This window comes from Streptomyces sp. NPDC029216, assembly GCF_040648015.1.
Lineage (GTDB): Bacteria > Actinomycetota > Actinomycetes > Streptomycetales > Streptomycetaceae > Streptomyces.
In genome coordinates this window covers 1-11,796 of sequence record NZ_JBEZWL010000194.1, presented here as the reverse complement: position 1 = coordinate 11,796, position 11,796 = coordinate 1, and the positions used below count along the sequence as shown (strand labels likewise).

General features: G+C 76.6%; 8 protein-coding genes and 2 pseudogenes. 7 read left to right on the top strand and 3 right to left on the bottom strand.

The window, feature by feature from the left end; translation table 11 throughout:
- Together AB0F18_RS36065 and AB0F18_RS36060 are read left to right on the top strand one after the other, a co-directional pair.
- A pseudogene (locus AB0F18_RS36065) lies at positions 1-264 on the top strand (hypothetical protein); the annotation flags it as partial.
- Positions 261-1,181, top strand: a complete 921-nt coding sequence (locus tag AB0F18_RS36060; RefSeq protein ID WP_362068733.1) for an ADP-ribosylglycohydrolase family protein — start codon at positions 261-263, stop codon at positions 1,179-1,181. The pseudogene AB0F18_RS36065 and the gene AB0F18_RS36060, both read left to right, overlap by 4 nt.
- 503 nt (positions 1,182-1,684) lie before the next feature.
- On the opposite strand, the gene AB0F18_RS36055 is transcribed toward AB0F18_RS36060, so the two are convergent.
- A complete protein-coding gene (locus AB0F18_RS36055) occupies positions 1,685-2,965 on the bottom strand; it encodes a hypothetical protein (protein ID WP_362068730.1) in 1,281 nt (426 codons plus the stop codon).
- A gap of 39 nt (positions 2,966-3,004) precedes the next feature.
- Positions 3,005-3,805: an aspartate/glutamate racemase family protein gene (locus AB0F18_RS36050; protein ID WP_362068727.1), complete on the bottom strand. Its 801-nt coding sequence runs from the start codon at positions 3,803-3,805 to the stop codon at positions 3,005-3,007.
- 620 nt (positions 3,806-4,425) lie between these two features.
- Here AB0F18_RS36050 and AB0F18_RS36045 point away from each other — a divergent pair.
- The 5 genes from AB0F18_RS36045 to AB0F18_RS36025 all read left to right on the top strand — a co-directional run bounded on the left by AB0F18_RS36045 (position 4,426) and on the right by AB0F18_RS36025 (position 10,897).
- The gene (locus tag AB0F18_RS36045; RefSeq protein WP_362068724.1) at positions 4,426-5,595 is read left to right on the top strand and encodes a glycosyltransferase; all 1,170 of its coding nucleotides are present in this window, start codon (positions 4,426-4,428) and stop codon (positions 5,593-5,595) included.
- A 267-nt stretch (positions 5,596-5,862) separates the two neighbouring features.
- Entirely contained in the window at positions 5,863-6,429 is a 567-nt protein-coding gene (locus tag AB0F18_RS36040) for a DUF6643 family protein (protein ID WP_362068721.1), read from the top strand.
- A gap of 97 nt (positions 6,430-6,526) precedes the next feature.
- Positions 6,527-7,354 (top strand): MOSC N-terminal beta barrel domain-containing protein, encoded by an 828-nt coding sequence (locus AB0F18_RS36035; protein ID WP_362068718.1) that lies wholly within the window; start codon positions 6,527-6,529, stop codon positions 7,352-7,354.
- Between the two features lie 325 nt (positions 7,355-7,679).
- The gene (locus tag AB0F18_RS36030; protein ID WP_362068715.1) at positions 7,680-8,291 is read left to right on the top strand and encodes a hypothetical protein; all 612 of its coding nucleotides are present in this window, start codon (positions 7,680-7,682) and stop codon (positions 8,289-8,291) included.
- A 143-nt stretch (positions 8,292-8,434) separates the two neighbouring features.
- Positions 8,435-10,897 carry a right-handed parallel beta-helix repeat-containing protein gene (locus tag AB0F18_RS36025; protein ID WP_362068712.1) on the top strand — a complete coding sequence of 821 codons (2,463 nt, stop codon included), beginning with the start codon at positions 8,435-8,437 and terminating at the stop codon, positions 10,895-10,897.
- On the opposite strand, the pseudogene AB0F18_RS36020 reads toward AB0F18_RS36025, so the two are convergent.
- Positions 10,848-11,796: pseudogene (locus AB0F18_RS36020) on the bottom strand (hypothetical protein); the annotation flags it as partial. The gene AB0F18_RS36025 and the pseudogene AB0F18_RS36020 overlap by 50 nt on opposite strands.

The following is an 11,796-nucleotide window of genomic DNA, read 5'->3' as shown; positions in this document are numbered from 1 at the left end:
GGCCTGCCTGGAACTCCAGGCCGACGCCGCCCGGCGGCCGTGGCTGGCCGGGCTGCCGCCCCCGACGGCGCCGCCGACTTCACCGCGTGCGAGGAACTCCTGACCGGCGCCGGCTCCCGCCGAGCCCGCGCCCTCGCACCGCACGGGGCGGTCCCCCACCTGCTGTCCGGTTCGCCCCGGACCCTGGCGGCGGCCGGCCTGGACGGCCTCGACGGCTTCGCGGGGGCCCTGCTGGACTCCGTATGCCCCGAGGAGGGACCGTGACCACGCGGCTGGACCGGGCGGTGGGGGTCGTACTGGGCTCGGCGGCCGGCGACGCGCTGGGCGCGCCGTACGAGTTCGGGCCCGCGGGTCAGCTGAGTGCGCGCGGGGAGGAGATGCGCGGGGGCGGCGGCTGGGACCCCGGTGAGGCGACGGACGACACGCAGATGGCCGTCCTGGTCGGCGAGTCCCTGCTGGAGCGCGGCGGCCTGGACCTCGCGGACCTCTTCGCCCGGTTCCGGCGCTGGGCGGCGGGGGAGCCCAAGGACATCGGTCTCCAGACCGAGGACGTACTGACCAACGGCCTGCCCTGGGACCAGGCCGCGGCCCTGCACTTCCGGGTCAACGCGCGGGCGGCGGGCAACGGTTCCCTGATGCGCGCCGCCACCTCGGCGGTGTACTTCGCGCCCGCCGGGCGGGAGGCCACCATGGACGCCGCCCGCCGGATCGCGGCCCTCACCCACGGCGACCGGGCCGCCTGGGAGGGCACCGCCGTCCTGCACGAGCTCGTACGGGTGGCCCTGGACGGCGCCGACCCCCTCGCCGCCCTTCCGTCGGCACTGGACGCGGTGCACCCGGACCACCGCGACCGGTACGCGCGCGTGCTCGCCCCCGACTGGCACCCGGACCTGGCCACGGAGTTCAACGGGGCGGTGTGGCCCTGCCTCGGCTCGGCCGTGTGGGCGCTGCGCACCACGTCCGGGTTCGCGCAGGCCGTACGGGCCGCCGTGGACCTGGGCGGTGACACCGACACGGTCGCCGCCGTAACGGGGGCCCTGGCCGGAGCGGTGTACGGCGGGGCGGCGATCCCGGAGGAATGGGCGACCCCGCTGCACGTACCACTCCCCGGCTTCGCCCCCCGCGTCCTGAACGCCGAGACCCTCCGCACCCTGGCCCACCACCTGGCGGGCACCACCTGAGAGCCCCCGCTCCACCGGCGGGCTCCGCCAGTCCGTCCCTCCCACATCCCGCTCCCCCGACTGCCGCCGGCCGGCACCCCCACGCGTCGGCCCCCTCCTCCCCCGAGCGGTCCCCGACGTCGGACGCCCCGGGCCGACCCGGCACAGCCCGAAGAACACGGGGCTCACACGGCCACCCACAGGCCACCGAGGCCCGCCTGACGGGGCCACACCCCGGCCAACCCCCGGCCGCCCGGTAGTGCCCCCACCGCGTCGGCTCCCTCCTCCACGGAGCGGGGCACGACGCCGGACGCCCCGGGCCGACCCGGCACGGCCCCAAGGACACGGCTCGGCTCGCACGGCCACCCGCAGGCCACCGACGCCCGTCTGACGGGCTCACCCCCGGGCCGGCCCCGGTGCCTCGGCTTCGGGCTTCCGGCCCCCGGCTACCGGCTACCGGCGAAGGCCCGGCTCCCGGTGCCTCGCGGAGGTCGGTGGGGCGGGGGCGGGCGGTCCTCGGGGGCTCAGCCGCAGCCGCAGCCCCCGCAGCCGCCTCCGCAGCCGTCGCCCCCGCAGCCGCCTCCACCGCCTCCGCAGCCGCCGGCGGTGGACGCCGTGCCGGTGCCGCCCGCCGTGCCGGCCGCCGTGGTGCGGCCGGGCCGGGGTCGGCGCAGCGGCTCGCGTGCCTGCCACCGCTCCCGCTCACGCGCCCGCCGGGCCTCCTCCGTCGCACTGTGGGAGACCCCGGCCGGGGTCCACGGCCCCAGCCCGTGCCGGCGGCGGGGCAGCAGAGGGGCCGCGATGACGTGGGCGGTGACGGAGGCGTGCCCCTGGACGGCGCATTCGAGCACGATCTCGGCCCCCTCCACCGGCACCCCGTACAGCACCGCCTCGAAGGGTTCGGCGTACGCGTCGATGTCGTGCGTTCCGCGCCCGGGCAGCGCGTCCGTCCCCCTGGCCAGCAGCCGTGCCCCTGCGAGCCGGTCCTCCCTCCTCGGGCGGAGGGAGATCAGGGGCCGTGCCGCCGTGTCGTCCGCGTCCGGCAGCAGCCAGAAGTGCCCGGAGCGGGAGGCCCGTACGCCGACGACGAGCACGGGCTGCGGGGCGTCGTACAGCCGCCGCGAGGCCCGGTCCGCCGTCCAGCCCCGCCCCAGCAGCGTGCTGCCGAACACGAGGAGGGGCAGCGCGACGCCCTGCTGGCCGACCGCGTCGTACGGTACGGCCGCACCGTGCGCGCCGAGGTCGTCGAGCAGGCCGTCGAGGAGGATCCCGGCGCCGGCCAGGCTCAGGAAGGCTCCGGGCAGCAGGGCCGCGTAGCCGCGCCGGTCGTGCCCGCGCGGCAGCCGCTCCGGCAGCGGGAAGCGGGCGGTGCCGGCGGCGTCGAGGACCGCCCGCGCCTGCCGGCGGCGGGCCCGCAGCCGCAGCAGGGCCCCGGTCAGCGCCCACGCCGCCGCGAGACACACCGGGACGCCGCCCCGTCCGACGGCCGGCCCCAGCGCGAGCAGCAGGGCGGAGACCACGGTCGCCCCCGGCAGGAACCGGTACCAGAGCGGCAGCGCCACCAGCAGGACCAGGCCGGCGTAGTCCAGCCAGGCGGTGCCCGTCGACCGCTCCGCTCCCCCGCCCCGCAGGACGTCGGCGAGCGCGACGGTCACCAGGACGCCGAGGACCCAACTCCCCTCCACCGGGGCGAAGACGGCCGGTACGCGCGCTTCCAGCCAGCGCCGCGACGCCTCGACACCCCACGTCCGTACATCACTTGCCGGTGTCACACCGGCGGGAAGGTGCTTGACGTAGGCAGTCACACGCCCAGTATGCGAGCGCTCCCGCCGGCGCGGAACGGCCTATCGGCCTACGGGGGCGCCCTGTTCGCGCCCGGCGAGCAGCCGGCCCTCGGCGTAGCCGAGCGCGGCGGCGGACAGCTCGGACGGCCGCCCGCTGTGCAGGACGGTCAGCCCGCCGGTGCGCGCCAGGCCGGGCGCCGGCTCGGCGCCGATCCGGCGCAGGGCCTGTACGGCGACGGCCTCGGCGGAGCCGTGGTAGCGCAGCTCCGCCCCGCCGGTGCGCGCGGCGAGGGCGGCCCGGATGGACTCCTCGACGAGCTCGTAGTGCGTGCAGCCGAGGACGACGTCCGTCACGTCGGCCGGGGTCAGCTCGGCGGCCGCGGCGACCGTGCGGGCGATGGCTTCCTCGTCCCCGTGCTCGACGGCGTCGGCGAGACCCGGGCAGGGCACCTCGGTGACCGGGACTCCGGCGGCGAAGTCGCGGATCAGCCCGCGCTGGTACGGGCTGCCGGTGGTGGCGGGGGTGGCCCAGATGGCCACCCGCCCGCCGGCCGCGGCGGCGGGCTTGATCGCCGGGACGGTACCGATGACGGGGATACCGGGCTCCAGTTCGGCCCGCAGGGTGGCCAGGGAGTGCACGGAGGCGGTGTTGCAGGCCACGATCAGCGCGTCGGGCCGCAGCGCGGCGGCGGCCCGGGCCACGGCACGGGCCCGCTCGGTGAGGTCGGCGGGGGTACGGGGCCCCCAGGGCATCCCGTCGGGGTCGGAGGACAGCAGCAGATCGGCGTCGGGCCGCAGCCGACGCGTCGCGGCGGCCGCAGCGAGGAGGCCGATTCCCGAGTCCATGAGCGCGATCTTCACCGGGTCACCTTAGTCGACACCCCCACCCCACACCCGAACCCCTCCCCCACAAACCCACCGAACCGCCCTAAACCACGGCCAGGCGGCAGAGCCGGGCCCACCCGATGCGACCCCCCACCTGCCGACCCCGACCGCCCGGGGGGCGGGCGCGGCCGTGGGGCCGGTCCGGGGCCGCGGCCGGGACCGGGACCGAGGGCCGGCGCGGCCCGGGGGGCCGGGGACAGCCGATGCCGGACCCCGCCTGCCAGCTCGGCCGGTCCGGACCCGGGACCGGGGCCCGGGGCGGCCGTGGGCCAGCCCGGTGCCGGGGGCCGGCGCGGCCCGGTGCCGGGGGCCGGGCCTGGGAGCCGGGAGCAGCCGATGCCGGACCCCGCCTGCTGGGCACGGCCGGGCCGGAGCTGAGGCGGGGCGCGGCCGGGGGCCCGCCAGGGTGGGAGCGGGGCAGAGCCCCGGTTTCGGGAAGGGGCGGGGTGGGGGAAACGCCCCGCAAGACCCACCCCCGCCACCGAAACCCGCCCGACCGCCCCGAGCCGACCCCCACGGCGGGGGCCGGGGCGGGCGCCGGGAGGGATCGGCCCGGACGCGGGACACGGCCCTCGGGTTTCGGCCACACTGCCGCCATGGGCCTCCTCATCGCCGCCTACGCCTCCCTCGCCGCCTGGCTCTGGCTCACCCTCGCCCAGGGCATGTTCTGGCGCACCGACACCCGCCTCCCCCCGCGCACCGCCCCCGCCCGCTGGCCCTCCGTCGCCGTCGTGGTCCCGGCCAGGGACGAGGCCGAGGTGCTGCCCCGCAGCCTCCCGTCCCTGCTCGCCCAGGACTATCCCGGCGAGGCCGGCATCGTCCTGGTCGACGACGGCAGTACCGACGGCACCGCCGCCCTCGCCCGCCGCCTGGCCGCCGAACAGCCCGGCCTCCCCCTCACCGTGATCTCCCCGCCCGACCCCCCGCCCGGCTGGACCGGCAAGCTCTGGGCCCTGCGCCACGGGATCACCCACGCCACCCGGGACGCGGTGGACGCCCCCGAGTACCTCCTCCTCACCGACGCGGACATCGCGCACGAGCCCGACAGCCTGCGCGAGCTGGTCGCCGCCGCGACCAGCGCCCGCCTCGACCTCGTCTCCCAGATGGCCCGGCTGCGCGTCGTCAGCGTCTGGGAGCGGCTCGTCGTGCCCGCCTTCGTGTACTTCTTTGCCCAGCTGTACCCCTTCCGCCGGATCAACCGCCCCGCCGCCCGTACCGCCGCGGCCGCCGGAGGCTGCGTGCTGCTGCGCACGGAGGCGGCCGTCCGCGCCGGGATCCCGGATTCGATCCGCCAGGCCGTCATCGACGACGTCGCCCTCGCCCGCGCGGTCCGGCGCTCCGGCGGCCGGATCTGGCTCGGGCTGGCGGAGCGGGTGGACAGCGTGCGCCCGTACCCGGCGCTGGCGGACCTGTGGCGGATGGTGTCCCGCAGCGCGTACGCCCAACTCCGCCACCAGCCCCTGCTGCTGGCCGGGACGGTGGCCGGGCTGGTCCTGGTCTACCTGGTCCCCCCGGCGGCGTTCTTCGCCGGGCTCGCGTCCGGCAGCTCCGCCGTCGCCGCGGCCGGGGGCCTCGCCTGGCTGCTGATGGCCGGCACCTACCTGCCGATGCTGCGCTACTACCGCCAGCCTGCGGCGCTCGCTCCGCTGCTGCCGTTCACGGCGCTGCTGTACCTGCTCATGACCGTCGACTCGGCCGTGCAGCACTACCGGGGGCGCGGGGCCGCCTGGAAGGGCCGAACTTATGCCCGCCCCAGCGACGCCTGAAACCACCCGGGCGGCGGAATTCCGGCCTGAGGGGGCGTCACCCCGACGTCATCCGAGGTCACCGCGTTGTGACAGAGCGTCAGCTCCGGATAGGTGCACGGGCCAACCGCCGAGTACGAGTAGGAGCAAGGTGGGGCGCAAGTGATGAATCGTGCAGGTGAACGCCAAGTGAAAGCTGTGGCTCTGACCTGGGAATATGCAGGTCAGAGCGGTGTTGACGGCACCTGGCTATAGACCCGGTGAAGTCGTGGGCTTAACTTGTCTCCCATGACCTCCCCCCGCTCCACTTATGGCGGCGGTTACTACTCCGCGCCCTCTTTCCCGGACACCCCCATCTACGACTCCCTGGTCGCAGAACGCGGGACCCCGCAGATCGCCCCGATCCGCGTTCCGGCCGCCTACGAAACCCCCAGTGCCGGTTACTCGAGCGGTGGATACCTCCCGGCCCTCGCCTCCTCCATGCCCGCCCTCCCGCCCGCCTCACCGCAGCCGATGCCGACCCCGGCGTACGGCTACGGGTACCAGCAGCAGCCGGCCGCGCCGGCCCCGATGCCGGTTCCGCTTCAGAACGCGCCCGCCCCGTACATCCCGCAGCAGCAGCTCGCGCCCCGGCCCGGGTTCGTCCCGCAGCCCCAGCCGCAGCTGCAGCAGCAGCCGCGCCCCCTCGCGGCGGGCACCGGGTACGAGGCCATGCGCCCGGCGGCCCCGCGCCCGATGACGGCGCCCGTACCGGCCGCCATGCCGGTCGGCATGCCCGCGGGCATGCCGGCCGCCGCCGCGGTCCCCACGTACGAGGACCCGTACGGCCGCCAGTACCAGGGCCGCGGGTACTGACGGGAGGAGCACCCCGGCCGGAACACCACGGCCGGAATGCTGCGCCCTGCGCGAAACGCGTTGGGGCGCCGGCACGGGCGGCTGGCAAAATGCCCCCATGTCGAACTTGTACGTCCAGTCGCTCCACGTCCATCCCGTCAAATCGGTAGCGGGGACCGCTCCCGACGAGATGGCCGTGGAACCCTGGGGCCCGGCCGGCGACCGCCGCTGGGCCGTGGTGGACACGACCGGCGCGGTCATCACCCAACGCCAGCAGGCGCGGCTGGCCTTGGCCTCGGCCCGTCCGCTGACCGGCGGACGGATCGCGCTGTCGGCGCCCGGCATGCCGGACCTGGTCGTGGACGTGCCGGAACCGGGCCCGCTGGAGCCCGTCGTCCTGTTCGGCAAGAAGGTCGACACCGTGGTCGCCGCGACGGCCGCCGCCGAGTGGTTCAGCACCTTCCTCGGCCAGCCCGCGCGGCTGGTGCACCTCGACGACCCGGCCGTCCGCCGGCCCGTCGACCCCGATTACGCCCTGCCCGGAGAGACGGTCAGCCTCGCCGACGCCTATCCGGTGCTGCTGGCCACGAACGCCTCGCTGGAGGCCCTCAACGCCCTGATCGCCGCGGGGGACCACCCCGAGGAGGGCCCGCTGCCGATGAACCGCTTCCGGCCCAATCTGGTGGTCGGCGGAGCCCTCGAAGCCTGGGCCGAGGACGGCTGGCGGCGCATCGCCATCGGTGACGCCGTCTTCCGGGGCGTGCGCGAGTGCGGACGGTGCATCGTCACCACCACCGACCAGGCGACGGCCGAACGCGGCCGGGAGCCCCTGAAGACCCTGGCCCGGCACCGGCGGATCGGCAAGTCGCTCGCCTTCGGGCGCCAGCTGGTGCCGGTCGTCCCGGGCACGGTGCGCGTGGGCGACGAGGTACGCGTCCTGGAGTGACCCCCGCACGCGGACATCGGGCCCCGGACATCGGAACCGGTCCCGGATCCCGGCCCACGGCCCGCCGCCGACCACGGCGGGCGAGCGGGGGGCCGGGCGGGCAGGCAGGTGGAATGACACCTTCGAGGGGCTCCCGGGGTCTGCTGGAACCAACCGACGGCGCGGGGCCGTTGGAGCATGCGGGACGGACGGGAACCCGCCGGCGCAGGAGCACCGGATCGGGTGACGGCCGTCCCGCGCGTCCCGAAGTGCGCGTCCTCCGGACGTGCGGAAGGCTTGGGCGCGCGGACAGACACAGACTGGCATGGGCAGGGGGAGCCGGACCGTGCGGACGGCAATGGGTGTGTGGCGATGGCGGCGCAATCCGCTGCGCAGGCCGACCGACCTCTTCGAGGCGTGGGTGGCCTGCGTGGCCCTGGTGTGCGTCCTGCTGGTGGCACCGGCGGTCGGCTGGGCCGCCGGTCTCCAGGTGGACGGGATCCTGCAGCGTGCCGCGCGCGATCAGCGGCAGGAGCGGTACCTCGTCCCGGCCGTGGTGGTGCGGCCCGCGTCGGCCGCACCGGCCGGGGCGGCCGTCGATCCCTCGGCGCAGCGGACGGTGCCCACGAGGACCACGATCGTGGCCTCCTGGACCGCTCCGGACGGCACCAGCCACGAGGGCGCGGTCCCGGCGGCGGAGGAACCACCGCGTCCGGGCGACCGGTTCCGGATATGGACCGACATCCGGGGCCGTCTCGTGGGGCAGCCGCTCGACCCGGGCGCCGCCTCCTTCCACGCGGCCATGGCAGGGCTCGCCGCCGCGCTCACGGCCGCCGCGCTCGCGGAGACGCTCCGCCGGCTCGTCGTACGAAGGCTCATGCATCGGCGGTACATGCGTCTGGACCGGGCATGGGCGGCGGCCGGGCCCGACTGGGGCCGGGCGGGCGCGGGCAGCTGACCTGGCAACTCCCCGGCCCCGCGCGCGCTACCGTGGAGCCGCAGCCCCGTCCGGCCGCTTCGGCGGTTCGGCGGGCCGCGGCCGCTTCAGCCGCTCCGGCCGGTCCGGCAGCACGAGTACGAGGGTGGGGGCACGGCAGCACGATGGCTCAGGGCACGGTCCAGGTGACGCACGGCGGAGCCACGCGGTGGCGGCGGCGCTCCGGTGAGTATCCGACGCTGACGGCCGCCCTCGCGGTCGCGGGCGACGGGGACGTGCTGTCCATCGCCCCCGGCACCTACCGGGAGAACCTGGTCCTGCGTCATGCGGTCACCCTGCGCGGGCCCGAGGGCGCGGTGGCCGGCTCGGTGCGGATCGCCCCGCTCGACGGGGTCGCGCTGACCGTGCGCGCCTCGGCCGTGGTCCAGGACCTCCACCTGGAGGGGGCGGACCGGGCGGCGCCCGCGCTGCTCGTCGAGGAGGGCTCCCCCGAGTTCAGCGACCTGCGGGTGCACACCCGGTCGGCGTCCGGCATCGAGGTGCGCGGCGGGGCCCGGCCCCTGGTGCGCCGCTGCACCGTGGAGAACCCGGCCGGGGTGGGGATCGCCGTACTGGACGGCGGCGGCGGGGTGTTCGAGGAGTGCGAGGTGGTCGCCGCCGGGCAGGCCGGGTTCTCGGTGCGCGGCGGGCACCCCCGGCTGGAGCGCTGCCGCATCCACCACGCCATCGGCGCGGGCATCGCCGTCACCGGCGAGGGCTCGGGCCTGGAGGCGCTGGGCTGCGAGGTGTACGAGATCAAGGGCAGCGGGGTGCAGGTCGCGGGGCGGGCCGCCGCCCGGCTCACGGACTGCTCGGTGCACCGCACCTCCGGCGACGGGGTCACCCTCGACACCGACGCGGTGCTGGCGCTCGCCGGCTGCGACATCCACGACATCCCGGAGAACGCCGTCGACCTGCGTTCCCGTTCCGTGCTCACCCTCAGCCGCACCACGGTCCGCCGGTTCGGGCGCAACGGCCTGTCGGTGTGGGACCCGGGGACCCGGGTCGAGGCCGAGTCCTGCGAGATCCACGACAGTACGGGCGACTACCCGGCGGTGTGGATCAGCGACGGGGCCAGTGCCTCCCTGGACTCCTGCCGGGTGCACGACGTCCCCGACGCCCTGTTCGTACTGGACCGGGGTTCGCGCGCCGAGGTGATCGACAGCGATCTGACGCAGGTGCGCAACACCGCCGTCTCCGTGAGCGACGGCGCCACCGCGCGGCTGGAGGACTGCCGGATCCGGGAGGCGGGCACCGGGGCGTGGTTCCGCGACCACGGCAGCGGCGGCACGCTGGCCGACTGCACCATCGACGGCGTGCAGACCGGGGTGATCGTCACCAAGGGCGCCGACCCGGCCCTGGAGCGGGTCACGGTCAGCTCCCCCGCCGAGGCCGGGTTCTACGTGTCGGCGGGCGGCCGGGGCACCTTCACCGGCTGCCGGGTGACGGGCAGTTCGGGCTTCGGTTTCCACGTGATCGACGGCTGCCGCAGCACGCTCACCGGCTGCCACACCGAGCGATGCGCGCGCGGCGGTTACGAGTTCGCGGAGGACGGCCCGTTCGCCGAGGGCTGTACGAGCGACGAGTCGGGTACCCGGCTCACCGCCGAGGCGGCGGCGGCCGGCGTGGCCGCCGGGGCGCGGCCGGGGATCCGTACGGTGACCGCCGCGCAGGACCTCGCGGGCCGGCCGGCCGAGGCGGCCGGGCGCGCTGCGGCGTCGGCGCAGGTGCCGGAGCCCCGGGTGCGGGAGGCGGCAGCCACGGCGGGCCGGGGCGCGGGCGAGGTGCTGGGCCAGCTCGACGCGCTGGTGGGGCTGGACAGCGTCAAGCGCGAGGTGCGGGCCCTCACGGACATGATCGAGGTCGGGCGCAGGCGGCAGCAGGCGGGTCTGAAGGCGGCCTCGGTGCGCCGGCACCTGGTCTTCACGGGTTCCCCGGGCACGGGCAAGACCACGGTCGCCCGGCTCTACGGGGAGATCCTCGCCTCCCTGGGGGTGCTGGAGCGCGGCCACCTGGTGGAGGTGTCCCGGGTGGACCTGGTCGGCGAGCACATCGGGTCGACGGCCATCCGTACGCAGGAGGCCTTCGACCGGGCGCGGGGCGGGGTGCTGTTCATCGACGAGGCGTACGCGCTGGCGCCGGAGGACTCGGGCCGGGACTTCGGGCGCGAGGCGATCGACACGCTGGTGAAGCTGATGGAGGACCACCGGGAGGCGGTGGTGGTGATCGTCGCCGGGTACACGGAGGAGATGGAGCGCTTCCTGACGGTCAACCCGGGGGTGGCGTCCCGGTTCTCGCGCACCATCACCTTCGGCGACTACGGGCCGCAGGAGCTGCTGCGGATCGTGGAGCAGCAGGCGGAGGAGCACGAGTACCGGCTGGGCGAGGGCACCGGTGAGGCGCTGCTGGAGTACTTCACGGCGCTCCCCAAGGGGCCGGCCTTCGGCAACGGCCGGACCGCGCGCCAGACCTTCGAGTCGATGGTGGAGCGGCACGCGGGCCGGGTGGCGCAGCTGGCCGAGCCGAGCACGGACGAGCTCACCCTGCTGTTCCCGGCGGACCTGCCGGCTCTGCCCGCGCCGTGCTGATCCGCTGGACGGGCAGTTCCGCGGCCTCCCGTACACCGTCGGGCCGTGCGCCGTCGGGTTGTACGCCATAGGGCCGTGCGCCGGGCCGGGCCGTGTCGGCCAGGCGGGCGAGGAGCGCGTCGCGTTCGGCCGTGAAGGCCGGGTCGGCCTGGTAGTCGCCGTGCCGGAGGATCGGCGCGGGCAGCGGGTGGAGGGGGTCGCGGCCGTAGGCGACCGGGTCGGGCAGGGGTCCCCGGTCCACGGCGGCCGCCACGGGCCCGCCGATGGGGTCGGTGGCCCGCCACAGGTTGCGCCAGCGGTCGAGGTCGCGGTGCAGGGAGGCGAGCGGGCCGGGGCCGAAGTACGCGGGGAACCAGCGGCCGTAGAGCCGGGCCAGCGGTGAGCCGTACGTGAGCAGGGCGACGCGGCGGCGGGTGCCGGGCGGCAGCTGCCAGACGGCCGCCGCCGCGAGGACGCTGCCCTGGGAGTGCCCGGAGATGACGAGCCGGCCGCCGGTGCGGGCGGTCCAGCCGGTCATCCGCCAGGTCAGGTCGGGCACGGCCCGCTCGGCGTAGCAGGGCGGCGCGAAGGGGTGGGCGGCGCGCGGCCAGAAGGTGCCGACGTCCCACAGGATGCCGATGGTCCGGCGGGAGGCGGGGTCGCGGTAGGCCCGGCGGCCCAGGGCCACGAAGGCGGCCATCCCGAAGCCGATCAGCCAGGATCCGCTGTCCTGGGCGGCGCGGGCGGCGGTTTCCAGCAGCGGGCCGGAGCCCCGGGCGGCCTCGGCCGGGACGAGCCCGCTCCCCCAGGCCCCGGCGAGGGCGCCCGCGCCGAGCAGCAGGGTGACCACGCAGACCGCGCCCACGAACCAGGGCGCGGTGTCGGTCAGCGCGGCGGCGGCCCGCGCCCCCGCGCACCGC